We start from the raw sequence: 26157 nt of genomic DNA, 5'->3' as shown, positions 1-26157 counted from the left end.
TCAGTTAATTAATGGCTTGTTGGTAACCGTAAAGTAACTGCTGCCAATTTGATTCATTGAAATTTAATGTTGGCAGTTTCGCTTGCTCTTTATTAAACGAGCGCAGTAATCGGTTTAAATTTGCTTGCTGCCATTGCTTGGCGGGTGTTTTTATTACCCCACGGTCAAAATCGATAAGGTAAAATTGCGCCTCGGCCAGTAAGATATTTTTTGCGTTAAGGTCGGCATGATATACGCCCCGATTATGAAATCTGGCAATGAGGCCGCCCAGTTGCTGCCATTGAATATCGCTCATGGCTGCTGTGGATAAATAGGCCACCAAATCTTTCGCGCCATCAATCAGCTCAATAATCAAATCGGCGCGATACCAAATACCAAAGCGTTCAACATTGGCTGCAATGGGTCTAGGCACTGGAAAGCCTTCATCAAATAGCTTCTCTAATAATGCTAATTCAGCAATGGCTCTAGTGCGAGACATACCAGTAAAAACATAAGCATCACGGCTGAATTTTGCCATCAAGCCACCACGCCAATAATGGCGTAATACCCAGCGCTGGTGGTTATTTTCCACGAACCAGGTGGTATAGCGACCTTTTGACTGGCCTATAATGGCATTTTGTTGCTGCCAATAGTCAGCTTGGAATTGTGCGGGAGTTAATTGCTGCGCGAGTGGCTCGCACCAAGCAATGATCCCAGTATCTGTTGATTCAAATTGCATAGGCCAATGAGTAAAAGCGTCGATTTGTCGGTGGCTAAAAACAATATTCTACATTAAGATCGAATACTTGTACTTAATTCCCTTTAAATCGTTAGTGGTAACCCATGAAAGCAGACTTTTCATCGATACAATCCTTATGTTTACTTCGTTTATCCGCGATTGGAGATGTGTGTCATGCGGTAGCCATGGTGCAAGCGATTCAGCGTCAATATCCTGATTTAGCCATTACTTGGGTGATTGGTAAAGTTGAATATCAATTGGTTAAACATATGCCCGGTATTCAGTTTGTGATCTTTGATAAATCCCAAGGTTGGCGCAGTTATGGCCAATTGAGAAAAGCCCTCGCTGGTCAACGCTTTGATGTTTTACTACACATGCAAGTGGCGCTGAGAGCGACCATCGCATCATTGATGATTTCAGCCAAAGTTAGAGTGGGCTTTGATAAAGCCAGAGCCAAAGAGGGTCAGTGGTTGGTGACTAATCATAGGGTGGAGCCGCTAGCAACGCCCCATGTGTTAGAAGGGTTTATGGGCTTTGCCAAAGCCATTGGCGTTAAAGATTTAACCCCAAGCTGGAATATTCCGGTACCTGAAACCGATACCGAGTTCGCCAAACAAGTCATCACAGATGATGAAAAAGTGTTAGTGATTTGCCCCGCAGCCAGTAAAGCTGAGCGTAATTGGCTGCCAGAGCGTTACGCAGCAGTGGCAGATCATGCGGTCGAAAAAGGCTATCGGGTGATAGTTTGCGGCGGCCCAAGTCAATTGGAAGTCGATTTGGCGGCTAACATCATTAAGCACAGTCATAGCGATATCGACAATATGATTGGAAAAACCAGCCTAACGCAATTATTGGCACTATTGAAAAGAGCCAGTCTGGTGATTGCGCCTGATACCGGTCCCGCCCATATGGCGGTGACTCAAGGTACGCCAGTGATTGGTTTATACGCCCATTCAAATCCAGGCCGAACAGGGCCTTATAGCAGTTTAGACTCGGTCGTCAGCGTGTATGATCAAGTGATTAAGCAGCAATTTCCTGATAGTAAGGTTGCTTGGGGTAAAAGGGCAAAGGGGAGTAATTTAATGGCAATGATTTTTGTTGAAACGGTCAAAAAGCAATTTGATCGTATTTGAAACTAGTAGTACTGTTAGACCAAAATGTAAATTAAGCCAATAGTGCTGGTCGATACGATATTGCTGTGAACGGTGTTTGGCGTTTTAAAGCGTTATTTTAAAAAGGTTTTTATGTCTATGCGTTATTTGTTTTATGTGACTTTATCTTATTCTTTTAGTGTGTTAAGACCTATTGAGAAAGTGGTAAAGCAACGTGGTGGCTCTGTCGCTTGGTATATTCCCAAAGGGAGTGAAGCAGAATCTTTTTTACAGCCTACGGATAAGCGTCTAACTGATGTGCCTGCGGTTAAGCAATATTCTGCAGATGCGACACTGGCACCTGGGAACTTGATTCCTGATTTTTTTCCAGGGATCAAGGTGCAGGTGTTCCATGGTTTCGACTCCGGGAAAAAAGGTAAGTTTAACATTAGAGGCTTATTTGATTTATATTGCACCCAAGGGCCTAATATTACTAAGGGCTTTGAAGCAATAAATGACGGAACCTGTGAAATCGTTGAGACTGGTTGGTCAAAACTAGATCCATTATTTACTTTGCATGCGAACACCGCTCAGTTTCAGTCTGATAAACCGGTTATTTTGTACGCGCCTACTTTTTCGCCCAAATTGACCAGTACTGAACAACTTTATTCTAATATTCAGCGATTAACTAAAACGCGAGATTGGCAATGGATTGTAAAACTGCATCCAAAAGCGACCAGTGAAGAAGTTGCCATGTATAAAGCCTTATCATCTGAAAACTTACGCTTTATAGAAACGGGCGATGTTATTCCGTTACTACAAGCGGCGGACATCATTTTATCTGACACCTCGTCTATTCTTGCTGAGTTTGCGATACAAGAAAAAATCGTAGTGGCCTTTAAGAATCGTAGGCCTGAAAAGTGGATGCTCAACTTTGAAAAAGCTGATGATTTAGAAAAAGTATTGGATAAAGCGCTTTTTGATAGTAATGATTTATTATCTGAAGTAAAAAGCCATTCAGGTGCAATACATCCATACAAAGATGGTTTGTCGAGCGAAAGAGCATTGGATGCTATGGAGTCTTTAATTCAAAAAGGCACAGCCCATTTAAAGAAAAAGCCATTAAATTTAATTCGACGTTTTAAAATTCGTAAAGAACTAAAGTATTATCGGATGTCTTAATTGAAGAGTTTATGGTTATTTAGATGATATTCAGTGGTGCGATATTCTCAAGCACCATTGAATCTTATTATGTAGTATAGGTTTTGCTGAGTGTTTCTTGAACAATCAAGTTTTGTGGTGTGATAAGTGTATATAAAATAAGGGATATCAAATTCAGCTTAGATGTTATTCCTCTTTCAATGTATCTCCTGTCTTCACCGATAAACATGTGATAAAATGGTAGGTTACTTCATGCCTCTAATCTATCATAATTAACTTGAGGTACCACCTCATATGCTGATGACTTAAGCGGTTGTTGTGTTCCATTATTTTATCTGACAAAATTTACTGTGGAAATCTAAGGGTGTTACTATTGTTGAGGTAAAGGTTTACTTGTTACCGCTTGCTTTCTGCGGTTGAGGTTAGATGTTAGTGTTTAGGTTGGTTTGTTAATGGTTAACGTGAGACGGAATGAAATTCTATTTAGTTTTTTATTTTGCAAAAATCAAATTCAATATATTTTTGTAAGCACTGACCTAAAGTGTTTGTGTAGCAATAGAGCGAGCTAATGCTTAAACTTAATCAGCAAGTTAGAATCCAAGTTGACGATGTATTTATCCAATATCATATATTTGATATTAATCAGCCTATCATGGTTACTTTTCCGCCTGGTTCTAAGCCGTTTAATGAACATGATATCTCATCAGGTCAATCCGCATGGGGTTTCGATTTTTTTGCTAAACGTCAAATGAATGTTATTTCTTTTGTTCATATTGGTAAAAATAATTTATTTGAATCACCAATATTTGAATGCTTTATCGATAAATTAAGAGCCGATTTAGCTATTTTCCCAAGTAGAATTGGTTACGGAGCCAGTCGAGGTGGTTTTGCTGTTGCACTACATGCAAATAAGTTAGCAATTGACCGAGCATTATTATTGATGCCTTTAAGTACGTACAATCCTATTATTGCACCATGGGTACACAAAGCTGCTGAATTAAAAAGTGAGCGAGGTTTGGATGCTAGCCAGTGTAATGCAGCATTAACAATTATCTATGACCCTTTATCTTTGCGAGATAAACTACATAAAAGACGTTTTAGTCATTGTGTTAAAGCATTAACCATCACTGGTGTTGGTCATCGTATTCCAAGGGCATTGTTGAATTTAGGTATGCTATCTTCTGTTGTTTTAGAGTATAGGGAAGGTGATATCAATAGCGATTATTTTTATCAGCGAACCCGTAATCGGCGCTATTTATCTTTTTATTTTAAGCATGTAAGGATTAATAATACGGGGAAAATGACCAATAAACGTTTAATGGTCATCTATCGCTATAAATTCGTTTATTTCTTGAGGAATTTATATATGAAGCCATATAAAATCTTAGCTAAATTTAAAGTAAATGTGTTAATAAAAATTAAAAAATTAGGGGAATTCAATAGGCTGTAATAAGTGTGTAGACTTTTTACGACGAATACTCGCCTTCTTTGCCCTTTACTCACACAACATGTTTAACTGAATCTGCTTTAATCAAACTGGACACTTTAATAATGGAATATAATCCAATTATTGAGGTGTTAAATGACAAAAAAAACAAACTGACCAGGCCAACTAACTCATAGACGAGTATGGATTATTGGATTAAAATGTTAATCACAATTCTACCGTGTACTGAATTCATGCCTCAAGTAACGCTCAAAAAATTTGCTTATCCACAAAGCCTGATTAAATCATATCAACATTGGGATTTATTGCTCAGACCCATGCAACCCACTTTAGGTTCAATGGTACTTATTTGCAAAGAGAGTGTGCACCAATATTCAGCGATTTCTAAAGAAGCGGCAGCTGAGCAAGCGCTCATAATTGCTGATATTGAGAGAGTATTAAAGAAGCGCTTTGATTACAGCAAAATTAACTATTTAATGTTAATGATGGTTGATCCAGCGGTGCATTTTCATATTATTCCTCGCTATGATTCTCCAGTTGAGTTTTGTGACAAAGTTTTTGAAGATAGTCATTGGCCAAATCCTCCTAGCTTAGGAGATGAGCTGCAGCTGGATAGTATCTACCAGCAAGAGCTATTGAAAACCTTGAAGAGTGATTTCATTTCTCTCAAAACAGTGGTTACGGCTAAAAAATATCGCCGAATGTACACTTCTGGTTGTTTCGATATTTTTCATCAAGGCCATTTAAACATTCTTAAAAAGACTAAAGAGCTGTGTGACTACTTAGTTGTCGGTGTCTCTACCGATGAAGTGATTATTAATTCTAAAGGTAGACCGCCAGTTATTCCTTTTGAAGAGCGAATTTCCATTTTAGAAGCTAACCGCTATGTGGATGAAGTGATCCCTCAGATTGATAAGGATAAGCAGTCAATCGTTGAACAATATAATATCGATGCAATATCAGTGGGTTCTGATTGGAAGGGGAAATACCCTCCAGTGAGTTGTGACATGGTCTACTTTGATTACACTCCTAATGTCAGCTCCACGGTGCTAAAGCAGAAATTGAACATTACGCCTAAATAAGTGGCAGGCATATAATACATGGCGATCGAATGAGACTGTGCCGGAAAAGTTGAGTTGCAGTTTCATCGAGCTATTTTTGGGTTATTAATTTAGGTACTACCAAGGACGGAATCAAGACGCTTTATGAAGTTTAAAGTATTTGTAATCAATCTCGATAAAAGCACTGAAAGAATGGCTTTTATGCAGCAACAACTTGAGCTGCTCAATATTGAGTTTGAACGAGTGCCTGCGGTATACGGTAAAGCACTGACTGAAGCTGAAATTGCTGCGGTTTTTGATGAGCCAACAAATTTAGCTAAATACGATAAAGTGCTGAATGTCGGTGAAATTGGCTGCTATTTGAGCCATGTGAATTGCTGGAATATGATGCTTGAGCAGCAATTGGACTTCGCGCTTATTTTAGAAGATGACTCGATATTAAACCCTGATTTATTATCATTATTAAAAAGCGTGAGTCAATTATCAGCTCAATGGGACTACATTAAATTATGTCACGGCAGTAAACAAAAAGCGGTTATTGATACCCTTGAGCTTGATGATGACTTTTCATTATCGACCTGCTTGAAACTGCCTTCTTCTACCCGTGGTCAATTTGTGTCGTTATCTGGGGCTAACAAGTTGCTTGCAACGGCAATGCCTATTGCAAGGCCGGTGGATATCGATATTCAGTTTTGGTTTGAAAAGGACTTAAGATGCTTTGTTGTTCGGCCTTTTCCTGTGCAAGAGGCTGACTTTGAAAGTGAAATATGTACTTTAGGTAACCGAAATACCACTAAAAAACATCCCCTAAAACGCATTTGGCAAAAGTTATGTTTTGAGATCAAGGTAAGAATTAATCGAAGTAAGCTCCCCAAATTGCCAAGCCAGCTTTAGCTTTGAGTGAGTTTTAGCTTGGAATGTATTTTTTGATGCCATTTTGACAATAAGTTAATTTCTTTGAAATGGCGTCATCATAAATCTGTTGATTTACTTGTGCCATTTTTCGAGACAATTCTGGGTGGTACAGGTGATAACATACTGCTAAATGCTTCAATTGCTTTTTTGATGCTCCGTCATTGATGAGGCGAATACAAAATTCCTTATCTTCAGCGCCCCAACCAACAAAGTCACAATTAAAGCCATTGACGTTTATCGCATCTTGACGCCAAAAGCTAAAGTTACAACTAAACACGCTGTCTGCATTCTGGTTTGTTTTACTCAAGTAGTGACTTAACACGTTAGAGCGGAGGGCATTTTTATGGCCACTTTCAAAAGCAAATAAAGCTGGTAACGGTGATATTGGCTTGTCAGAAGTTATTATCTTTTGGCTAAATTTTGAGATAGCCTGACACGCTTTCCGGCGATGACTTGGTTCTTTTTCGCATTACTCAGGTGATCTTCAACAAAGCGAGGATGCAAAATAATATCGCCATCGATGCAAATAACATAGTCAGCTGTTGATGCTTGGATGGCATTATTGCGACTCTTTGCTGCTCGAAAGCCTAAATCTTCTTGCCAACAATGGATTAAAGTAAAGGGCAGCTTTTGGGCACGATAAGAGTCTATAAGTGCTTTGGTTTCTTGTTTAGAACCATCATCAGCAATAATGACTTCAGTGGGAAATATGGTAAAACACGACCAGTATCAAATCAAACTTTGATGCGAGTATTTGATACTGATAAACTAGCTGGCAATACTTTACACAGTGAATATTCAAATGCATAGACGCGCAATTTACCCAGGTACTTTTGATCCCGTTACTAATGGCCATGCAGATTTAATTGAGCGTGCGGCAAAATTATTTGGTCACGTCATTATCGGCATTGCCTCAAACCCGTCCAAACAGCCGATGTTTACCCTTGAAGAGCGTGTAGAGCAAGTTAATTTAGTGACCGCCCATTTAGACAATGTGGAAGTGGTTGGCTTTACTGGCTTATTAGTTGATTTTGCTAAAGAGCAACAGGCGAGTGTATTAGTGCGTGGCCTGCGAGCTGTGTCAGATTTTGAATATGAATTTCAATTAGCCAATATGAATCGTCGTTTAAGTCCAGATTTAGAAAGTGTCTTTTTGACCCCAGCGGAAGAAAACTCATTTATCTCCTCTACCTTGGTAAAAGAAGTTGCCCTGCATGGCGGTGACGTTAGTCAATTTGTCCATCAGGATGTCACCGCTTCTTTGCTGCAAAAAATTGCTTCAATTAAATTACAGCAGACGAAGTAATCGCCTGCTAATGCCGTTATTCATCACATCAAAACATAAGCCTAAAATGAAATCATCGCAGTCGCTATTTAAACACCGTTCATTCACAATGCGCTTTTTAGGGCTTGGCTTTGGCAGTTTATGCTTAAGTTCGGCACTTTCGGCTGCGCCTTGGGTTGATACCTCAGATATTTACCTACGGGCAGATATTCAGGCGCTGGCAGATGCTGGTGTGATCACGGTACCTATCAATACATTTCCACTGATGTGGTCGGGTATTGGAAAGGATTTATCTTCAGCAGAACCTTCATTAATGAAGCCCGCATTAGTCGATGCGTTTGCTCGAGTGAACTTTTATTATCAAAATGCTGTTGGCAATAAAGGGAACACCAGTATTACAGCAACTGCTGCGACCGATGAAGCAAGGTTTCAACACTTTGGCTCTGATTATCGTGAAAAAGCTGAACTCAAAGCCTCTTATGAATATATGGGTGAGCGCTTCGCTTATAAAGTGTCTGCTTCAGCTAACTACGATCCCCAAGATGATAAAGAATTTCGGTTAGACGACTCTTATATGGCGGTAGTATTGGGTAACTGGATTGTCACTGCAGGCAGCTTTGAGCAGTGGTGGGGGCCTGGTTTTGATTCGGGATTACACAAATCCAATAATGCCCGACCTATGCCATCACTGATGGTGAGTCGCAACAATGCTGAGGCGTTTGAAACCCCATGGCTTTCGTGGCTGGGCGCGTGGAACCTCACTGGTGGAGTAAGCATGATGGATGAAGATCGTTATGCCCCCAATGCGTTATTGTGGAATGTGCGCGGCTCAATAAAGCCATTAAGGCAATTAGAAATCGGCCTTTCTTGGACGGCGCAGTTTTGTGGTGAAGGTCAAGAGTGCGATTGGGACTCCGCCTGGAAGTCGATTACTGGCCAGCGTGATTGTCGCAATGATACGGGTAGTGGTTGCTCAAATTACGGCAATCAAATGGCGGGCTTTGATGTACGCTATTCAGATACTTTTTGGGATGTGCCTGTGGGACTTTTTCTTGAGCGCACCTGCGAAGACTCAAAAGGTGAACCGTGGCAAATAGTCGACTGCGCTAAAATGTATGGTGTAGACACCCGCTTTAGTTTTGCCTCGCAGCAATATAAGCTATTTTTTGAATATACAGATACTATGGTGTTTTGCGGTGAAGACCCGAATGCCTTTAATTGCTTCTATGAGCACAGCACCTATAAAAGTGGATCTCGAAATTATGGTCGCGCTATTGGCAGCACCTACGACAGTGATGCTCAGGTGTATGCACTGGGGTTAATTGGCCAGTTTTCAAATAGCCATGCATTTACCACTATTTTACGTTATGCCCAATTAAATAAAGATGGCGAAAGTCCAAGTCATGGCTGGGCGCCGCAGCCACCGAAAGAAGATTTACTCATGCTAGAGCTGTCTTATCGTATGCCATTATTAAGCGGCATGATGACCTTTGGTGGTAGCGTATCGCAATCAGAGTTTGAAGTGGAAGACAGTGAAGTAGATGGCACTTTATATACTCGTTACCAGTATAAATTTTAATTAAGTTATTAAATTTATTGTTTTAATTTGTTCAATAAAAAGCCTCAATAGCTATGCTATCGAGGCTTTTTGATTTATTGCCGCTAAATACTTTCAAGCTGGGGTAAGGCTTGTTCAGCGCTATTTTACCCTCAACAATCTTATGTCTGACATAGCCCACAAAATACCGTGGTGCGTTGACCTAAACGTATTTCACTTAATAGATTGCCGCATTCAGTGCAGTTTTCGCCGCCACGGCCATAAACATGTAACTTTTGGGCGAAGTAACCGGGTTTACCATCGGCATTGGTAAAATCTTTTAAGGTGGTGCCGCCTTGTTTAATGGCTTGGGCTAAAATCTGTTTCACTTCAGCAACCAGAATTGTTAAGCGTTCAATATCAATTGAGCCAGCAGCTGCTTGAGGATGAATACCTGCGGCAAACAAGGCTTCATTGGCATAAATGTTCCCCACACCGACCACAATGTGATTGTCCATTAAACACAGTTTGATGGCCTTTTTCTTATTGGCGAGGGCATTGTGTAGTTGCACTGGATTAAAGTCTTCACACAGTGGCTCTGGGCCTAATTTTGATAGTAATGGATGTGCTTCTTCAGGTAATTCATACCATAGCCATGCACCAAAGCGCCTTGGGTCATTGAACCTCAGAATGCGGCCATTTTCTAACGCCAAATCAATGTGGTCATGTTTTTCTGCTGGGGTGTTGGCTGGTAAAATTCGCAGACTCCCAGACATACCTAGATGGACTATGGTGATCCCCGCGTCAGTATCTATCAGTAAGTACTTAGCGCGGCGACGTACATTTCGGATAGTTTGGCCGATAATATTGCGGCAAATGTCAGGCACAGGCCAACGTAACGAACCATTACGAATAATAAGGTCGCGAACGGTTTGATCGACGAGGTAGGGTGATATTCCTTGGCGAGTGACTTCAACTTCCGGTAATTCAGGCATAGGACTCTCTATTATTCTTGTGTTTGGCTGGCAATGATTGGGATGAGTTCAGTACGTAAGCTTGGCGGGATTTGGTACCAATTATCGGCGGCTGACTGCAATAACCCATACTGGGGGTAATATTGCCAAAGTTGTCCTTGTGGGGTGTGATTTATCGCAATCACTAACGATTGCGCTGCCGGTAACTGTTGGCGCTCTGCATCACTTATGCTGGTGGGGGAGATTGCTAATTGGCTCCAAGCCTCGGCTAAAGTTCTACAGTTTAAAACACTTGCAGAGCAGACCCAGCCGTTAGCGCCTTTATTAAGCCAAATATCATCGAATTGCAATTGGGTTAACTGGTTAGTTTCATCAAATAATGCTTGGGCATCATCGGGCATTTGATTGGTTTTTGAGTCGATAAAGGTTAGCACTGCCACCATGAAAACGCAGGCAATGATCAGGATGTTATTCCATTTTTTTCGAGATAAGGCCATAAACTAACGTGCTAGTGGTTGTTAGTCTTAGTGTATATCAAAGCTAGCCTTAGTGGGTAACCCTTGGTGGTTATCTGCTAAGGCTAGTTAATGAAGGCGGTTGATTTGCGTAAGTAAAAATGGCTTAACCGCCAGTGGTGTTCATAAATCGCAGAATTTGCACGTCATCATCGGTGCCAAAGTAGTGCTCTTTGGGTTTTTGTTGAATGCCATCCAAAATCGCTTGTTTTAGCTTATTAATATTACCTGGATGCGCTCTAACAATCGCTTTTAAATCAACCGAGTTTTCATTACCTAAACACAGCAATAAACGGCCTTCGACTGTCACTCTGACGCGGTTACATTCATGGCAAAAGCTATTACTGTGGGGCGAGATAAAGCCAATATGAATACTGTGATCTGCCATTTTGAAATAACGTGCTGGCCCACCAGTGCGTTTGCTTGACGGCACTAACGGATAGCGGGCTTCAATAAGGGCTCTGACTTCTTCGCTAGAACAATGACGACTGCGTTTACGCTCATCAATAACCCCTAGTGGCATCTCTTCAATAAAGGTGATGTCTAGTTCACGATCACGGCAAAAGTCGATTAAATCTAAGATTTCATGATCGTTTTTGCCACGTAAAATCACGGCATTGATTTTGATATGCTTAAAGCCTGCGGCTTTAGCGGCATCAATACCAGCAATGACTCGTTCAACTTTACCGTTGCGAGTCATTTCAGTGAATAGCTCAGGGTTGAGGGTATCTAAGCTGATGTTCAAGCGCTTTAAACCAGCATCATGCATGGGCTGAGCAAGTTTACTTAAGCGTGAGCCATTGGTGGTCATCGATAAATCATCTAAACCAGGCAATTTACCTAATAACTCAATAAGCTTATCGCAATCGGTTCTTACTAAAGGTTCGCCGCCAGTTAAGCGGATTTTCTTTACTCCGAGTTCGGTAAAGGCTTGTGCAATCCATGCGAGTTCTTCTAAGGTAAGTACTTGCTCTCTAGGCAGAAAGCTTGGATCTTCGCTCATGCAATATACACAGCGAAAATCACAGCGGTCAGTGACCGATAAACGTAAGTACTCTACTTTTCGATTAAAACTGTCGACGATCAAACTCATGAATTAGTACATCTTATGGTTAGTTATAACAGTTCAGCAAAAGGCTGAATGAAGACTTGCTGGCCAGGCATGACGGCATCTTCGGCTTCACCGATAATAACCAGACAATTTGCCTTAACCATGGAGTTCAACATCCCTGAACCCTGTGCCCCTGTTGAGGTCACATGTAACCGTCCATCATTGCTTAACGAGTAAACACCGCGCACAAACTCTGTTCGACCTGTGCGGCTTTTTAAGATGCTATCTGTTATTGCTGGTAAATATTGTGGCTGCCAATTACTTTCGCCAGCCAGTTTACGAATTGCAGGTTGCACAAATTGTAAAAACGACACCATTACCGCCACGGGATTACCCGGTAAGCCAAAGAACAAACTGTCGTTGACTTGGCCAAAGGCTAATGGTCGACCTGGACGCATATTAATGCGCCAGAAGTTTATTTTACCAATTTTAGCCAATACTGTTTTGATGTAGTCAGCATTTCCGACAGAAACTCCACCGGAGCTGATCACAATATCGGCATCAACACTGGCTTGTTGTAGCGCAGCCGTTAATGATGCTTCGCTATCTTCAATAATGCCTAAGTCAATGACTTTACAGCCTAACTTTTGCGCCATTGATTTAATGGTGTAGCGATTAGAGTCGTAAATACAGTTGGCTTTTAACGGCTCGCCCGGTTGACTCACTTCATCGCCAGTGGAAAACACCGCCACAACCGGTTGTTTAACAACATCTGCAGAGGCTAAACCCAATGAGGCTAATAAGCCTTGTTCAGCGGCTTGTAAGCGATGACCTTTTGCTAATGCTAAGGCATCTTTGGCAATATCTTCACCTGCAAGTCTGACATGCTGACCCGCATCCACTTTGCCTTGTAATTGCACTTGGCCATCTTGTTCAACCACCAATTCACGTGCTTCGACAGTGTCAGCGCCAGTTGGCACGGTTGCGCCTGTCATAATGCGTACGGCTTCACCGGGGTTTAATGTGCCTGGATATTGGTGCCCAGCAAGCACTTCACCCATCAATTTTAATGGCGCAACTGGGTTGCTTGGGCTGTTATCAGTACTATAAGCAAAAGCATAACCATCCATTGCTGAATTGGTTTGCTGGGGCACGTTAACAGGTGAAATCGCATCGCTAGCTAGTACTCGATTTGCTGCGTCATCGATGGTGACTTGCTCACTAGCGGTAAGCGGCGTCACCATGGTCATGAGTTGCTCTAAGCCTTGGGCAACTGATAAAAATTTCTGCTCATCGCTTACAGGTGTTGCAACGGTTGGGATCGGTAAAGCCACTTCAGGCGTTTGCCACTTTTGGCTGTATTCAATTACAAAGTCGGCAATTTGGCCGACGTTATTTAAATCGAGTCGGGTTAACTCGGCCGGTGTTTCGGTGTCGTCACAACACGCGATAGCGACAATGTTTTCATCATGGGTATGGATCAGTGGCTTGCCGTGGGCGGCGCGGTGCAGCTCAATTTTAGGCAGTTGCAGCTTTTTAAAGCCCTCAACAAGCACGATATCCACTTTGTCCGTTTCAATTTGCTTTAGTAAGTGCGGTAATTGTGGGTCACCATCAACCGCATCTTCAGTCATTAATGCCCAGCGAATATGGGAGGCAACCAGCATTTGCTTAGCACCTGCTTTACGCATTTCGTAACTGTCTTTTCCCGGAATATCCACATCAAAATTATGGTGTGCGTGTTTAATTACTGCTAAACGTAACCCTCGACGATTTAATTCGGGAATAAGTTGTTTTAACAAGGTGGTTTTACCGGTGCCGCTATAGGCACAGAATCCAAGAACAGGAATACTCAGCGGATTGGAAAACGGTATACTCATAAAGACCTCATTGTTGGCTTGTTACTGTGTTGCCACAGCTTACTTGGCATTCTCGATGACAAGTTTTTGTTCAAGTGTGTTCACATTAACAAATGCATTAGGTTGATCGGCAAAGCTGGTTACAACGTGTTTTTGCTTTTCATACCATAAAAATATTTTTCGATCGCCGGCATCTAAAAAGGCCTGCATCGATTGTTTTAATTCAGGTTTTAATAACATCACCACAGGTTGGTGATGTTCGCCATCGCTGGCTACCGCGATATCAGCATCGGCTTCTTTTAACGAGGCATACATGCGCTCACATAAATCTGTTGGTAGCATTGGGCTATCACAAGGAACCACTAATAATAACTCAGCATCAGTGTGCGCCATCGCGGTGACCATGCCTGCGAGTGGGCCTAAATAACCACTGTCATTGTCACTGATAACCTCAAAACCTAGCTCAGCATATTGTTGCTGGCTTCTATTGGCATTAATGATGATGCGATTCACTTGTGGTTGAACTCGCTCAATGGTGTGGCAGATCATTGGCTTATTATTGAGCTCAACTAAGCCTTTATCTATGCCGCCCATTCTTCTGGCCATGCCGCCGGCTAAAATAACGGCATCAATTTGCACTGACATATTGAAACTCCTGTGATTGTTCAACGCTAGGGATATGATTGCTGGCCACAACGTTGTTGTCAGCAATATGCCAATGCTTTTTGCACAAGGCTGTTAAGCCGCAGGTTTGATGACTACTAATAATTAGACCTGTGCCTTCTTGTTTTAATTGGTTAATCATCGCTAAAACCAGTTTTTGCGATTGCTTATCCATATTAGATATTGGCTCGTCTAGCATTAACAGTTTGGGTTGGCTTATCCAAGCTCTGGCTAGCGCTAATCGTTGGCGTTCACCGCCAGATAAATCAGTGGCATTACTGTGTAATAATGCCCCCAGCTGCGCCATATCAATAGCTTGACGAATACGCTGTTGAAGCTGCTCGGCGCTAAACTTGTCCTTTGGTAAGGCGTAGCGCAAGTTGTAGTCCACATTACCATCAAACAGGTAGGCATGTTGGTGAAGATAAACCGCTTTGCCTAGTAAGGTACTTGGTTGCCACCATTTTGGCGCGGCAAATCCTTCAGCTGTTACCTTACCTAATGACGGTTTTACGATCCCAGCTAATAGTTTCATAAGGGTGGATTTACCACTGCCATTGTCCCCTTGCAGGTATATGACATCGCCTTCACAAAAACTTAGGCTGTCAAAAGCAAACAACTTTCTTGCTTTAAATTGCACCTGAATGTTTTTCGCGGTCACTTTAACCATGATTACTGACTCCTTGGCATGGCTTTGCCACGCAGTGAGCCGATGGCAAAATTAATCACAATCGCTAAAATCAGCAGCACTAATCCTAGTGCGATAGCTTGGGCAAAGTCGCCTTTACTGGTTTCTAAGGCAATGGCGGTGGGAATATTACGGGTGTGGTGTAAAATATTGCCCCCCACCATCATTGAGCAACCCACTTCAGTCAAAATTCGGCTAAAAGCAGCAATAATGGCCAATAATAACGGTACGCGAAGTTCGCGACATACGGTCCAAATAGCACGCTGCCACGATGCGCCAAGGGTGCGGGAGGTTTCCCATGCACGGCGGTCTACACTACTAAATGCCGCTTGGGATAATGCGATAAGTACCGGGGCACAAATCATCATTTGTCCTAAGATCATTCCTTGTTGGGTAAACAACCAGCGTAAGTCGCCCATTGGCCCATTTCTGGTGAGCAGCAAATAAGCCAGTAAGCCGATCACAACTGTGGGGATTGATTGTAAGGTTTGCACAATATTGGTGACAAACCAGCGACCAGGAAATTGGTAAGATGCCAGCAAAAAGCCCAACACAATTGATGGGATCAAGGTGATGAGCAGCGCCGCAAAAGAGACGGAAAAAGATACACTTATGATAGACCATACATCAGGGTCTAACGAAAGCAGCAAGCTAAATGCTTGCTGCAGTAGGGCTAACCAGCCTTCATTCATTACTTATATGTTGCCTTAAATAATTGCTCTCCCTGAACTTTAAAGTCATTAATCATCTGCTGAGCCGCTGGGCTAATAAACCAATCGCTTAATGCCTTAGCACCTTGATGATTCAATTCAGGGTATTTTTCTGCGTTAATTAGGATAATTTGATAAGGGTTTGCTAAATCGGCGCCGCCTTCGAATGTAATTGCCAAATCTAATTTAGCTTTGTAAGCAACAAACGTTCCACGATCTGTCAGTGTATAGGCTTGTTTCTCATTGGCCATCAGTAACGTTTTACCCATACCTTGGCCAATTGAAGTATAGCCTGAAAAATCTGGCGTTACAGAAGCTTGTTTCCAAATTGCGAGCTCTTTCATATTGGTGCCAGAATTATCACCGCGTGAGATAAAACTGTTGCCCGATGCTGCGATTTTTTGAAACGCTTCAACGACATCATCGCTTGTTGCTAGTTTAGCGGGATCAGCAATTGGGCCTAAAACCACAAAATCGTTTTCCATGATCCCGCGAGGATTAGTGCCATAACCGTCTTTAACAAACTTAGCTTCAGCAGCAGGTGCATGGGTCATTACCACGTCTACATCACCTTGACTGGCCAGTTTTAGTGCTTTACCAGTACCTGTGGCGATAACCTGTACCTTATAACCAGATTCAGCTTCAAATGTCGGCAAAATAGCGCGTAAAAGACCTGAATTATCAGTGCTGGTGGTGGTCGCAAGCTTAATAATTTCTTCAGCATTTACTGTCGCGCTCATCATGGTGCTAGTTAATAATGCGACACTGAATGTTGCCGTTAAAGCTGATTTTAGACTAAACATTTTTAATTCCTTGAAGAGATAATCATTAAAACATCATATTTATGGTTAAAAAAACAACATTTACATTAACTTATCTTAGTTACAAATAGATACAGCAAATAATATGCCAAGGGCGTTTCTGAAAATTTGGATCACGACTAAATTTAAAATTGTGATCTAGATCGCGTGCGAATTATGTTTTTACAGACATATTGTCCCAGTAAGCTAATTCTGGTGGGCAAACTGACCCAGCAATAGATTTTTAGTGATACGATAAGCTTAAATATAGTCAAAATGTCCAAAGTAGGCCCTCATATGAACACCAATGACTCAAACGAAAAATCGTTACCAACTGCTGTTTCGGTATTGATTGTGGATGATGAGCCTGGAATGCGTAGCTTTCTCAAAAAGGCGTTGTCAAAAAAATTCGCTTTAGTAGAAACTGCCTCCACCATTGGCGAGGCAGAAAAGCTGCGTAGCCGTGGCCATTTTGATTTATTAATTGTCGATATTCGCTTGCCTGATCGCTCTGGTATCGATTGGCATGAGGCGCTAAATGAACCTGACCGCCAATCGGACATTATCTTTATGACTGGCTATGCCGATATGGATGTGGCGATTAAAGCCTTAAGAGCGGGCGCTTCAGACTTCATTATGAAGCCGTTTCATCTCGAGCAAATGATGACTTCGGTTGACCGTTGTATTGAACGAAGGTTATTAAAGCGTGAAAACTTCATGCTTCGTCGTGAGCTTTCAACTGGCCACTCAACCACCATGATTGGCAACAGCGATGCCATGATGGAAGTGAAACAAGTCATTGAACGCGTTGCGCCAACAAATGCCGTGGTGCTCATCGAAGGTGAGTCAGGTACTGGTAAAGAGCTGGTGGCAAGGCAATTACACCAGCTAAGTGGCCGTACTGGCGCATTTGTCCCAGTTAACTGTGGCGCCATTGCCCCCGAGTTGCTGAGTAGTGAACTTTTTGGCCATACCGCAGGTGCCTTTACTGGCGCGAAAGGCGCCCGTGAAGGCTTATTTAGTTTTGCGTCAGGCGGAACGATTTTCTTAGATGAAATTGGTGAAATGCCAATGAAAATGCAAACGGCACTATTGAGGGTTTTAGAGCAAAAATCTATCAGGCCCGTGGGCAGTGAAAAAGAAGTCGCCATTGATGTCAGAGTGGTGGCGGCAACAAACCGCTTGTTATCAGAAGAGGTAGCTGCTGGTAACTTCAGAAGCGATTTATATTATCGACTCAATGTTCTCAATATCTTGATCCCCCCTTTACGCACACGTCCCGAGGATGTGATTGAACTCACTCATCATTTTACTTGGCAATTAGCCCGAGAGTTAGGGGTTAAAGAAGTGATTTGGAGCCACGAAGATATACAGGTACTGCAGCAGCATGAGTGGCCAGGGAATATTCGTGAACTGCGTAATATGATTGAGCGTTGTATTTTATTGGGTAAGCCACCTGCAGAGTATTGGAAAAAAGCACCTGAAGAAGAGGTGATAACCCAAGCTGGTTACCCACTGAGTTGGCCACTCAAAGAAGTCGAAAAACAACATGTTATGAGCGTGGTTGATGCTAACAATGGTAATAAATCAGCCGCCGCCCGCGATTTAGGGGTGTCTCGAAAAACCTTAGATCGAAAATATAAAGAATGGTTTGATGCTGAACCGGATAAGGAAGCGTAAATCGTGTCGGTATTTAGTCAAATATTTGGAGTCAGCTGGCAGCAAATGCAGGCCAAAGTGCGTTATCGGATTTTAATCCTGACATTGCTGCCCATCTTACTGACCCTGATAAGCCTAGTGTTCATTACCATTTACTGGAATATCAGTTATACCGGTAAACAGTTGTTTATGAAGGTTAAGGCTGATTTGACTGTGGCCACCAATACCCTTGAAGAGGTTCAGCGCCAACAAGAAATTCAATTGCTCAATGTGAGTCAATCATGGGACTTTCAGAATGCCTTCCAGCAAATCAAGCAGGGCGACTCATCCCAGATAGACAAAATTAATCAATACCTGGAACAACAAAAGCAGTTTTTACAACTTGATATATTAAGGCTAATCAAAGTTGAGCAAGCCGCGGCCGATCCCGATTTGCGGATAATGTTACCCAAAATCCAACAGCAACAACCCTTGTCTGGTTTGATGGTGTTATCAGCCAAGCGTTTGGCTCGTCTCGACCCCGATTTAGCCAGTATCGCCCGCATTCCTATATCGGCTACTTTAAGGGCGCAAGAGCCCACCAAAAGTGAAGAAACACGTGGCATGTTAAGCCGGAGTTTATTGCCCATATTAAATGAAAATGGCCAAGTGAATTGGTATCTCGATGGTGGGATTTTATTTAATCGCAACACGGTTATAGTCGATCATATTCGAGACTTGGTGTACGACGAGGGCACCTTGCCTGAGCGCTCAATTGGTACTGTGACTATTTTTCTTGATAATGCCCGCATTAGTACCAATGTGCCTATGGATCTATTTTCGACCCATGAAACAGCGAGCCAATCGAGGGCATTAGGCACCTTAGTGTCAGAAGATGTGCGCCAGAGAGTCTTGGTTGAAGGGGAGTCGTGGGTTGACCGTGCCTTTGTATTAAATGACTGGTTTATTTCAGGCTACTCCCCCCTTAAAGATATTCGTGGTAAACGTATTGGGATGATTTATTCAGGTTTTTCTGAGTCGCCTTTTATACACACCTATATTCTCAATATCCTCGAGCTTGGCACCATTTTAATGCTGGTGTTGTTGGTGTCTGGTTTCTTGGTTTATCGAGGGGCTAATAGCTTACTTGAGCCCATTGAGCGCATTCATCATGTGGTAAAAGCGGTGCAGTCAGGCCGAGACTTACGTATCGGCGAGCTGGGATTAGAGCATGATAATGAGCTATCTAATTTGGCTGAGCAATTTGACCACATGCTGGACTTACTGCAGCGGCGTAATAACCAAATTCAGCTAGCGGCAGAGCAGCTTGAAGTGAAAGTGGAGCAACGTACCCGTAGCTTGCAAGATAAAACCGAAGAGCTGCAACGTAACGTGGCCTTGCTAAATGAAACAAGACATCAACTGGTCACCAATGAAAAGTTAACCGCCTTAGGGGAGCTTACAGCCGGTATTGCCCATGAAATTAATAATCCTACCGCGGTAATTTTAGGCAATATGGAACTAATGAAGTATGAGCTTGGCAGTAAGGCTGTTGCTGTTGAAGAAGAAATTGAACTGGTTATTCAGCAGGTAGGTAGAATAAGCACCATTATTCGCAGCTTGTTGCAGTACAGTCGCCCCGGTGAGTTTAATGCGCCGCTTGAAATGCACCCAGTGCAACCGATGATCGAAGAAATGTTAGTACTGGTTAGGCACTCGATTGAAAAGCAAGAAGTCGAACTCATCAAAGATATTAATACCCAATGCACGGTACAAGTGAATCAGCCGCAAATCTTACAAGTGCTCATTAACCTAGTGGTTAACGCTGCCCACGCCATTGAAAATAAAGGCCGAATTTGGGTCAGAGCCAATGATTGGCTTGAAAATGACGAGGTTGTCGGGGTAAAAATTGAAGTGGAAGACGAAGGCATGGGGATTAAACCTGAGCGCTTAAGCCGTATCTTCGACCCTTTTTACACTACCCGTAAAGACGGTACAGGCTTAGGCTTATCGCTCAGTTACGGCATTATTAAGCGCATTGGTGGCACCATTGAGGTGAAGTCGACCTTAGGTAAAGGTACGGTATTTACTATCGGGCTTTATCATAAGGCGAAAGAAGAACAGGAAAATAATCCCTATGATGGACTGCATTTTGAAGATAATAGCCGCGTAGATACTGACGCTTAGCTGTTTATCGTATTAGCTGCTTATAGCGTTAGTTGCATATGACATTGAATATGGATTGTTATAAGCAGTGACGACTAGATAGTCTGCGTTAGTTTCTTGGTTTGGGATTAATAGTGTAATTGAGTCAATCGCAGATAAAAAAAAGCCAGGTGATGAGCCTGGCCACTAAGAGTGTATGAGCAATGTCGTGCTTGCAGACTCAGAGGGTATTAATAGGAGATGAAGCTATTAATAAGAACTGAGTTTTGGAACGCAGATAAATAGTAATCATTATCATTTAGATTTGCAACTTGTTGATGAAATTATTTTCAACTTTACAAACCCCTTACAAATGCTCTGCAAGCTCTTTGGGGCAGTCGACTAACTTTTATCGTTCAAATCGACACTGTCTATCTTGGTTGTTAAGCTAATTCTTTATGCAAAAACAACTTGTTATCTGCCGAGTCAGTGGCTGATTCAACCTGCGTAATGTGGTATTGGTTAGTAACCAACATCGTCAGCATGGCGTTAAATTGGTTGCGAGTTTTAACTTCAAGGCGTTGATAACCTTGCTCTGTCGCCCACTTTTCTTGGTACTCGAGCATAGATTTTGCTAAACCAAGTTGCCTGAAATCAGCATCAACTCCGCCAAGCCAGCTGTAAAAACGCTGATTATCGAGCTGATATCCTATTTTAAACCCAGCAAGTTCACCTTCAACATAAGCTAATAAAATCAAACAAGCTTGATTGTCTAATTTGCTATGTAATGATTCGACAGTTTGAGCGCGATCGAGTTCGTTAATGCGGGCACTGATAGCGGCAATATGAATAGCCACCTCAGCACTTAGCTCAGTATGAGCTTCAATTTGGATAGTTAGCATGTAAGGTTACTTTTGGTCGGGCCATGCCGCCTCAATATCAGAACGGCTGATATTGAGCTGACAACAGCAAAAATATGGCCGCATATTAACTCATCGTACCAGTTAATAATGCGGCATAGCTTAAAAACTCACTAGAAAGTGTGCTTTGTCAGCAGTGACTCGCGGTGATTTAGTAACATTAGAGCGCAGTCGAGGTGCGGGTTGTATCAGATAAAACCAACCTATCGGTGAGCACTTTCAGTAATACCCCATATGCAGGTAAAAATAACCCTAAGCTAACCATAAGTTTAAAGGCGTAATCGACAGTGGCTATTTCAGGCCAGTGATTTGCCATAAATGGGTCTGAAGAGGCGTAAAATGCAATACTGAAAAACACGACAGTATCAACCAAGTTACCAAATAGAGTCGATGCGGCAGGGGCTACCCACCAGGCTTTAGCTTTACGCAATTTAGCAAATACAGTGATATCCATTAACTGTCCGACTAAGTAAGCCACAAAGCTGGCAAGTGCGATACGGAACACAAATTGATTCCACTGGGCTAATGAATCAGCGCCTTGGAAAACCCCTTGATGGAAAATCACCCCCATGACATAGGAGATCACCAATGCAGGTAACATGGCTTTGAAAATAATACTGCGAGCCGCTTGTTGGCCAAATATTCTGACGGTTAAATCTGTGGCTAAATAGACAAAGGGAAAGCTAAACGCCCCCCAAGTGGTGTGATAACCAAAAATCTGAAACGGGAGTTGTACCAAATAGTTGCTTGCGCAAATAATGATGATATGAAAACTGACAAGAAACATCAGTGCACGGCGACATTGCGCCTGAGAGAGCATTAACATGTTATGGCCTTTTTTATTGGGTTAGACGGGGTGAGGGAACCCGTATATGTATGTACTTGGCGTTGCTGATTATATATTTTAGCTGACTTTAACTTGCTCAAAGAGTTTATTGAGTGGTGTCATTTTCGCCAAGGAGGACGCATTATAGTGAGCAAAAAATAAGATGCAACTAGCAAGGGAGCGCAAATGCGCTATTTGTGACTAAAACCCAGCCGTCAGCGGCACATTTATGTGCAGAAAGACTTTTAAGTGATTGTTTAATTGGTTGATTATTTAGTTGGGTTACAGCTCAACTAAAATGGACAAAATAGTGGTGAGTTTATTTTCTAATTCTTGCCATTCAGCCAGTGGATCTGAACCGGCAACAATCCCCGCGCCAGCAAACAGATTAATTCGCCCTGGTTCAATTAAGGCGCAGCGAATGGCCACAGAAAACTCACTCTCGTACTTATTTAAATAACCACATGCGCCCGCATACCAGCCGCGATTATAGCCTTCACGTTGACGGATAAAGTTTAATGCTGATTCTCGCGGTAACCCGCCCACGGCAGGGGTTGGGTGTAAACCTTGAAGTAATTGAAAGTCATTAACACCGGCTTTTAATTCAGCGCGAATAGAGCGATGTAAGTGCTGAATATGAGTTAATTTAAAAATTTTGGCAGACTCATCCGCACCAACGTAATGGCTTAATGGCGTGAGTACATCAACAATTTGCTGCCTAACCAGTTGGTTTTCATTGCTGTTTTTACTGTCTTCTAGTAGCTGATTGGCAAGAAAATCATCTTCTTCTTGGTTTAAACCACGCACAGTCGTTCCGGCAAGGGCTTCGGTAAATAACTCTTTTTGGCGGCGTAAGTATAAACGCTCAGGCGAGCATGAAATAAAGGTGCGCTCAGGGCTAAATTGAAACCCAAATTGAAAGCTGTAGGGGTTGCGCCCTTGCCAGCAGGCTAATACCATCCAAGGATCGACCACATCATTAATTTCTAACTGAGTTTGGCGCGATAGCACCACTTTAGGGGTGGTGGCATTAAATTTAGGGTTAGTCACTTGCTCAACCAATTCTTTCCAGCGTGGGTAATTTGGCAAGTCACTGCGGCCCATTAAAGGCAGTTTATTAGGTGGTGACAATGGTTTGGCTGGTTTGAGCTGATTGATGGCTTCAATGGCCGCATTACACTCATCATCTTGACTATTATCTTCAAAATTTAAATTTACTAAAATTTTGATGATGTTGTCATGACGGCGCAGTTCTATGCGAGGCAGTACAAAGCGAGTGCGGCCAAATTCAGGCCAGCATTCTACGGTGCGGTCAAAGGCGACGCCGCCGTAGTAGCGAATATCTTGATTACTGCTTTTTCCACGCTGGGATTGGTAAATCGATGCCAGTAGCTCGTCATTAATTTCTTGTTCTTGCTTGAAGTCTTTGCAGGCGCCTACAGCGGCCACTTCTTCTTGTTTGTCACGGGCATGCCAATATATGCGTGGATATTGAGTTTGCGCCCCTAACCAAGATAACAACGGCAAGGATTTAGCTTCTACTGAGACCTGCACAATCGGCTCTTTGACGTGAGCCAACTTCATAGCGTGTAACTTTTTGATTAACTCGTTAAAGTGCTCAAAAAAAATATGACCAGCCAATGCAGACTCCAGAGTCAATATCTCAAATAATTGAAATGAAAAAGCGTAAAAGGATTTATATGAATTATGCCTTAAGTTAGTTAAGGGTTCAAAAACTGTCAATCTTCAGGCATCGATGCTGTGATCATAATGGCTTATATCATCAGTTACTAGGCTGTTTTTAAACTTACTTATCATTGGCTGCGTTATTTTTACATGAGCTTACACTTTGCTATATTTATTTTAGTTAATTTTGCTTAAAAAGGATAAAATGCATTTTTAATAATTACATGTCGGGCACATAAAACTCAACATGTTAGCAATTATTTACATGATATTAAGGTTTTTAGGAGAGTTCCCCATCAATGACGGTATTACCTGAGTCCCAAGACATTATCCGTATTCCGGTAGAGCGCTTAAGTCTGGGGATGTTTGTGGTGGCGATTGATCGCAATGATAGCAAAGTGGCGATTAGTAATGCTGGGCAGATCAAGCATAAAGACGCCATGGTAAAGCTTGCCAAAGCCGGTATTAAAACCGTATGGGTTGATGTTGAGCGTTCAGCTGATGGCTGCGGTTTAAAGAAAAAGCCCAATTCCCCACTGGTAAAAAAGATAACCAACACCCGAGAATATAAACAAACTCAAGCTAAAAAAATCCTCACTGAAGCAAAAACATTAGTGCGTAAAGTATTGTCTGAAACCTACCAAGGCAAGGCTGTCGAGGTGGCACCATTTGAAGATGTGGCCGACAAAATGCTCGAGTCGGTGATGGATGATGCCGATGCACTTAGGTGTGTGTCAGCATTAAGAACCAAAGACGCTTATTTGCTTGAGCATTCAGTTAACGTGGCATTTTTGCTAGTGACCTTTGGTAAGCACCTAGGTCTTGATGCATCACTGCTTAAAGAGCTTGCTGTGGGTGGGATCTTGCATGATATTGGCAAGGTGCAAGTGGATAACAAAATACTCAACAAGCCAGGTAAATTAACGGCAGAAGAGTTTGAACTTATCAAGATGCATCAGGTGTATGCCATCGACATCATGAGTGATACCCAAGAGATATCTCAGGTGAGTAAAGATGTGTGTTTGATGCACCATGAAAAGCTTGATGGCAAAGGTTACCCCAAAGGCCTTAAAGGCGACGAGATCCCGCAACATGGGCGTATGAGTTGTATTGTGGATATTTATGATGCACTTACCGCGACCCGCTGCTACAAAGAAGCCATGAGCCCAGCTGCTGCATTTAAAATTTTAATGAGTTTGACCCCGTTCCATCTTGATCAAACATTGGTGTACGAATTTATCCGCTGTGTGGGCATTTACCCTGTGGGCTCATTAGTGCAACTGTCTGATGAACGTGTGGGCATTGTATGGGAGTCAGCAGGCAGAGATGCGTTACATCCAGTGGTAAAATGCTTTTATTCACAAAAGCATCAGCGCTATACCGAAGTTACCTTAGTTGATTTACGCAAATGTAACCTCAATATTGACCGCGGTGTATCGCCACGGTCATTAGCTGTGGACCCAAGCCCTTTTTATTAGCCAATACCAATCTCAATACCATGGAGTTGTAGATGAAGTCGCTACTGAGCATTGTTGTGATAATCCTGTCGCTGGCGCTATTAATTCCCGGGGTGACTCAACCCATTTTGACCATCCAAGGCTCCATCGAAAAGTCGGAGTTAGTTGAAGCCGGCGTGACCATGTTTACCGAAAGCTTATCTGAAGATAACCGCAGTAATGCCCGCAGTATGCTGGATATGGCGGTGAGTATGCTCGGCTTTGATAATATTGAAGGAGAGGTAGAGGTTTTTTATAAAACCCGCAGTATTGTTGATACCGTCAATGAGTTATATCAATCCAATAATATTTTAGTTGCAGCATTAGTGGGTTTATTCAGTATCGTTTTTCCGGCGATTAAGTTACTGACTATGTTGATGGTCAATCTGCCAATATTTAAGCCGTTGCAATATGGATTAATGAGATTCATTGGTGCGATTGGAAAGTGGTCAATGGCAGATGTATTTGTGGTGGCGCTAATCATAGTTTATATGGCGGGCAATGCTTCTGCCGGTATGGGCGAACTATTGACAACCACTGCCCACTTTGAAATAGGCTTTTATTATTTTAGTGCTTATTGTGTGTTTTCAATTGCCAGTCATTGGTTAATGGCCAGTAGCGTTAACAAGCGTCATACCAGTAAACCGTCGCGTTAATTGTATAACATAGTAAAAATAGATATTGGCGGCTTAAACGGACAGTTCCGATAATAACCTTTCATATTCAGAAAGGTTGTTATCTCATTATTATGTTTCGGCTGCTAAATTCAAAAATCATTAAAGCCTGCGCGATAGTTTGCCTGTGCATTATTGCCATTGTTGCCTCGGTGCAAACAACGGGTTTAACCCGCGCTGTGATTGAGCTACTAGCATTTAGTGGCCTGATTGCACTGGCGTTAGCTAAACCTGATATTCAGCAAGAACAGTCAGAGGTTATTAAGCAGCAGAATAACCAACAAGACCTTTAACAGC

General features: G+C 42.3%; 26 protein-coding genes. 12 read left to right on the top strand and 14 right to left on the bottom strand.

The features are described 5' to 3' along the window. Positions 1–4: 4 nt before the first annotated feature. Positions 5–718 carry a 3-deoxy-D-manno-octulosonic acid kinase gene (locus tag AB4160_RS14305; RefSeq protein WP_372005179.1) on the bottom strand — a complete coding sequence of 238 codons (714 nt, stop codon included), beginning with the start codon at positions 716–718 and terminating at the stop codon, positions 5–7. Between the two features lie 104 nt (positions 719–822). Between AB4160_RS14305 and AB4160_RS14300 the strand changes: the two genes are divergently transcribed. The 5 genes from AB4160_RS14300 to AB4160_RS14280 all read left to right on the top strand — a co-directional run bounded on the left by AB4160_RS14300 (position 823) and on the right by AB4160_RS14280 (position 6372). Further along, positions 823–1851: a glycosyltransferase family 9 protein gene (locus AB4160_RS14300; protein WP_372005177.1), complete on the top strand. Its 1029-nt coding sequence runs from the start codon at positions 823–825 to the stop codon at positions 1849–1851. Positions 1852–1962: 111 nt separating this feature from the next. Next, complete coding sequence (locus AB4160_RS14295) at positions 1963–2991, top strand: CDP-glycerol glycerophosphotransferase family protein (protein WP_372005174.1); 1029 nt, start codon at positions 1963–1965, stop codon at positions 2989–2991. A 547-nt stretch (positions 2992–3538) separates the two neighbouring features. After that, on the top strand, positions 3539–4420 hold the full coding sequence (locus AB4160_RS14290; protein WP_372005172.1) for a hypothetical protein: 882 nt from the start codon (positions 3539–3541) through the stop codon (positions 4418–4420). A 179-nt stretch (positions 4421–4599) separates the two neighbouring features. Beyond that, positions 4600–5499: an adenylyltransferase/cytidyltransferase family protein gene (locus AB4160_RS14285; RefSeq protein WP_372005170.1), complete on the top strand. Its 900-nt coding sequence runs from the start codon at positions 4600–4602 to the stop codon at positions 5497–5499. A gap of 123 nt (positions 5500–5622) precedes the next feature. Next, on the top strand, positions 5623–6372 hold the full coding sequence (locus tag AB4160_RS14280; RefSeq protein ID WP_372005168.1) for a glycosyltransferase family 25 protein: 750 nt from the start codon (positions 5623–5625) through the stop codon (positions 6370–6372). A 13-nt stretch (positions 6373–6385) separates the two neighbouring features. Here AB4160_RS14280 and AB4160_RS14275 read toward each other — a convergent pair whose 3' ends face one another. Next, positions 6386–6700 carry a galactosyltransferase-related protein gene (locus AB4160_RS14275; protein ID WP_372005166.1) on the bottom strand — a complete coding sequence of 105 codons (315 nt, stop codon included), beginning with the start codon at positions 6698–6700 and terminating at the stop codon, positions 6386–6388. A 95-nt stretch (positions 6701–6795) separates the two neighbouring features. Beyond that, positions 6796–7086 (bottom strand): glycosyltransferase, encoded by a 291-nt coding sequence (locus AB4160_RS14270; RefSeq protein ID WP_372005214.1) that lies wholly within the window; start codon positions 7084–7086, stop codon positions 6796–6798. A 109-nt stretch (positions 7087–7195) separates the two neighbouring features. Between AB4160_RS14270 and coaD the strand changes: the two genes are divergently transcribed. After that, positions 7196–7699, top strand: coding sequence for a pantetheine-phosphate adenylyltransferase (gene coaD, locus AB4160_RS14265; protein WP_372005164.1), 504 nt, complete (start codon positions 7196–7198; stop codon positions 7697–7699). 88 nt (positions 7700–7787) lie between these two features. Further along, the gene (locus AB4160_RS14260; RefSeq protein ID WP_102476014.1) at positions 7788–9257 is read left to right on the top strand and encodes a capsule assembly Wzi family protein; all 1470 of its coding nucleotides are present in this window, start codon (positions 7788–7790) and stop codon (positions 9255–9257) included. 140 nt (positions 9258–9397) lie between these two features. Here the strand turns inward: AB4160_RS14260 and mutM are convergent, their stop codons facing one another. From mutM to AB4160_RS14220, 8 genes are all read right to left on the bottom strand, one after another. Then, a complete protein-coding gene (mutM, locus tag AB4160_RS14255; RefSeq protein ID WP_102439335.1) occupies positions 9398–10210 on the bottom strand; it encodes a bifunctional DNA-formamidopyrimidine glycosylase/DNA-(apurinic or apyrimidinic site) lyase in 813 nt (270 codons plus the stop codon). Positions 10211–10221: 11 nt separating this feature from the next. Further along, entirely contained in the window at positions 10222–10686 is a 465-nt protein-coding gene (locus AB4160_RS14250) for a hypothetical protein (RefSeq protein WP_102475990.1), read from the bottom strand. A gap of 124 nt (positions 10687–10810) precedes the next feature. Continuing rightward, a complete protein-coding gene (gene moaA / locus AB4160_RS14245; RefSeq protein WP_102520422.1) occupies positions 10811–11797 on the bottom strand; it encodes a GTP 3',8-cyclase MoaA in 987 nt (328 codons plus the stop codon). Positions 11798–11820: 23 nt separating this feature from the next. Further along, the gene (locus AB4160_RS14240) at positions 11821–13635 is read right to left on the bottom strand and encodes a bifunctional molybdopterin-guanine dinucleotide biosynthesis adaptor protein MobB/molybdopterin molybdotransferase MoeA (RefSeq protein ID WP_102475989.1); all 1815 of its coding nucleotides are present in this window, start codon (positions 13633–13635) and stop codon (positions 11821–11823) included. 39 nt (positions 13636–13674) lie between these two features. Then, a complete protein-coding gene (gene mobA / locus AB4160_RS14235) occupies positions 13675–14259 on the bottom strand; it encodes a molybdenum cofactor guanylyltransferase MobA (RefSeq protein ID WP_102530644.1) in 585 nt (194 codons plus the stop codon). Beyond that, positions 14243–14947, bottom strand: a complete 705-nt coding sequence (locus AB4160_RS14230) for an energy-coupling factor ABC transporter ATP-binding protein (RefSeq protein WP_102475987.1) — start codon at positions 14945–14947, stop codon at positions 14243–14245. The genes mobA and AB4160_RS14230 overlap by 17 nt, the downstream gene beginning before the upstream one ends. Before the next feature lie 2 nt (positions 14948–14949). Beyond that, a complete protein-coding gene (locus AB4160_RS14225; RefSeq protein WP_076542090.1) occupies positions 14950–15657 on the bottom strand; it encodes an ABC transporter permease in 708 nt (235 codons plus the stop codon). Continuing rightward, positions 15657–16418 (bottom strand): substrate-binding domain-containing protein, encoded by a 762-nt coding sequence (locus AB4160_RS14220; RefSeq protein WP_241903543.1) that lies wholly within the window; start codon positions 16416–16418, stop codon positions 15657–15659. Before AB4160_RS14220 ends, AB4160_RS14225 begins: the two co-directional genes overlap by 1 nt. A gap of 354 nt (positions 16419–16772) precedes the next feature. Between AB4160_RS14220 and AB4160_RS14215 the strand changes: the two genes are divergently transcribed. Next, positions 16773–18155, top strand: coding sequence for a sigma-54-dependent transcriptional regulator (locus AB4160_RS14215; RefSeq protein WP_372005160.1), 1383 nt, complete (start codon positions 16773–16775; stop codon positions 18153–18155). Positions 18156–18200: 45 nt separating this feature from the next. Next, a complete protein-coding gene (locus tag AB4160_RS14210) occupies positions 18201–20300 on the top strand; it encodes a cache domain-containing protein (RefSeq protein WP_372005212.1) in 2100 nt (699 codons plus the stop codon). A gap of 401 nt (positions 20301–20701) precedes the next feature. Here AB4160_RS14210 and AB4160_RS14205 read toward each other — a convergent pair whose 3' ends face one another. The 3 genes from AB4160_RS14205 to AB4160_RS14195 form a co-directional block, all read right to left on the bottom strand. Next, positions 20702–21160: a GNAT family N-acetyltransferase gene (locus AB4160_RS14205; RefSeq protein WP_102475984.1), complete on the bottom strand. Its 459-nt coding sequence runs from the start codon at positions 21158–21160 to the stop codon at positions 20702–20704. 178 nt (positions 21161–21338) lie between these two features. After that, on the bottom strand, positions 21339–22004 hold the full coding sequence (locus AB4160_RS14200) for a 7-cyano-7-deazaguanine/7-aminomethyl-7-deazaguanine transporter (protein WP_102475983.1): 666 nt from the start codon (positions 22002–22004) through the stop codon (positions 21339–21341). Between the two features lie 282 nt (positions 22005–22286). Beyond that, positions 22287–23588, bottom strand: coding sequence for an isochorismate synthase MenF (locus AB4160_RS14195; protein WP_372005210.1), 1302 nt, complete (start codon positions 23586–23588; stop codon positions 22287–22289). 401 nt (positions 23589–23989) lie between these two features. Between AB4160_RS14195 and AB4160_RS14190 the strand changes: the two genes are divergently transcribed. The 3 genes from AB4160_RS14190 (at position 23990) to AB4160_RS14180 (ending at position 26153) form a co-directional block, all read left to right on the top strand. Beyond that, positions 23990–25168, top strand: a complete 1179-nt coding sequence (locus tag AB4160_RS14190; protein WP_102530642.1) for an HD-GYP domain-containing protein — start codon at positions 23990–23992, stop codon at positions 25166–25168. Positions 25169–25200: 32 nt separating this feature from the next. Continuing rightward, complete coding sequence (locus AB4160_RS14185; protein ID WP_102520420.1) at positions 25201–25842, top strand: paraquat-inducible protein A; 642 nt, start codon at positions 25201–25203, stop codon at positions 25840–25842. Between the two features lie 92 nt (positions 25843–25934). After that, a complete protein-coding gene (locus AB4160_RS14180) occupies positions 25935–26153 on the top strand; it encodes a hypothetical protein (RefSeq protein WP_102439350.1) in 219 nt (72 codons plus the stop codon). Positions 26154–26157: the final 4 nt, after the last annotated feature.

Source organism: Shewanella sp. 10N.286.51.B8 (assembly GCF_041469325.1).
Taxonomy (GTDB): Bacteria; Pseudomonadota; Gammaproteobacteria; order Enterobacterales; family Shewanellaceae; genus Shewanella.
The sequence above is the reverse complement of the archived record's forward strand: the minus strand, read 5'-3'. Positions and strand labels throughout refer to the sequence as shown.

Bases quoted from the DNA above. Each gene is read 5' to 3' on its own strand.
- AB4160_RS14260 (WP_102476014.1), top strand. From the start codon at position 7,788: ATGCGCTTTTTAGGGCTTGGCTTTGGCAGTTTATGCTTAAGTTCGGCA.
- AB4160_RS14195 (WP_372005210.1), bottom strand. From the start codon at position 23,588: ATGAAGTTGGCTCACGTCAAAGAGCCGATTGTGCAGGTCTCAGTAGAA.
- AB4160_RS14230 (WP_102475987.1), bottom strand. From the start codon at position 14,947: ATGGTTAAAGTGACCGCGAAAAACATTCAGGTGCAATTTAAAGCAAGA.
- AB4160_RS14215 (WP_372005160.1), top strand. From the start codon at position 16,773: ATGAACACCAATGACTCAAACGAAAAATCGTTACCAACTGCTGTTTCG.
- AB4160_RS14190 (WP_102530642.1), top strand. From the start codon at position 23,990: ATGACGGTATTACCTGAGTCCCAAGACATTATCCGTATTCCGGTAGAG.
- AB4160_RS14225 (WP_076542090.1), bottom strand. From the start codon at position 15,657: ATGAATGAAGGCTGGTTAGCCCTACTGCAGCAAGCATTTAGCTTGCTG.
- AB4160_RS14185 (WP_102520420.1), top strand. From the start codon at position 25,201: ATGAAGTCGCTACTGAGCATTGTTGTGATAATCCTGTCGCTGGCGCTA.
- AB4160_RS14290 (WP_372005172.1), top strand. From the start codon at position 3,539: ATGCTTAAACTTAATCAGCAAGTTAGAATCCAAGTTGACGATGTATTT.
- moaA (WP_102520422.1), bottom strand. From the start codon at position 11,797: ATGAGTTTGATCGTCGACAGTTTTAATCGAAAAGTAGAGTACTTACGT.
- AB4160_RS14205 (WP_102475984.1), bottom strand. From the start codon at position 21,160: ATGCTAACTATCCAAATTGAAGCTCATACTGAGCTAAGTGCTGAGGTG.
- AB4160_RS14180 (WP_102439350.1), top strand. From the start codon at position 25,935: ATGTTTCGGCTGCTAAATTCAAAAATCATTAAAGCCTGCGCGATAGTT.
- AB4160_RS14250 (WP_102475990.1), bottom strand. From the start codon at position 10,686: ATGGCCTTATCTCGAAAAAAATGGAATAACATCCTGATCATTGCCTGC.
- AB4160_RS14280 (WP_372005168.1), top strand. From the start codon at position 5,623: ATGAAGTTTAAAGTATTTGTAATCAATCTCGATAAAAGCACTGAAAGA.
- mutM (WP_102439335.1), bottom strand. From the start codon at position 10,210: ATGCCTGAATTACCGGAAGTTGAAGTCACTCGCCAAGGAATATCACCC.
- AB4160_RS14240 (WP_102475989.1), bottom strand. From the start codon at position 13,635: ATGAGTATACCGTTTTCCAATCCGCTGAGTATTCCTGTTCTTGGATTC.
- AB4160_RS14305 (WP_372005179.1), bottom strand. From the start codon at position 718: ATGCAATTTGAATCAACAGATACTGGGATCATTGCTTGGTGCGAGCCA.
- AB4160_RS14220 (WP_241903543.1), bottom strand. From the start codon at position 16,418: ATGATGAGCGCGACAGTAAATGCTGAAGAAATTATTAAGCTTGCGACC.
- AB4160_RS14285 (WP_372005170.1), top strand. From the start codon at position 4,600: ATGGATTATTGGATTAAAATGTTAATCACAATTCTACCGTGTACTGAA.
- AB4160_RS14200 (WP_102475983.1), bottom strand. From the start codon at position 22,004: ATGTTAATGCTCTCTCAGGCGCAATGTCGCCGTGCACTGATGTTTCTT.
- AB4160_RS14295 (WP_372005174.1), top strand. From the start codon at position 1,963: ATGTCTATGCGTTATTTGTTTTATGTGACTTTATCTTATTCTTTTAGT.
- mobA (WP_102530644.1), bottom strand. From the start codon at position 14,259: ATGTCAGTGCAAATTGATGCCGTTATTTTAGCCGGCGGCATGGCCAGA.
- AB4160_RS14210 (WP_372005212.1), top strand. From the start codon at position 18,201: ATGCAGGCCAAAGTGCGTTATCGGATTTTAATCCTGACATTGCTGCCC.
- coaD (WP_372005164.1), top strand. From the start codon at position 7,196: ATGCATAGACGCGCAATTTACCCAGGTACTTTTGATCCCGTTACTAAT.
- AB4160_RS14300 (WP_372005177.1), top strand. From the start codon at position 823: ATGAAAGCAGACTTTTCATCGATACAATCCTTATGTTTACTTCGTTTA.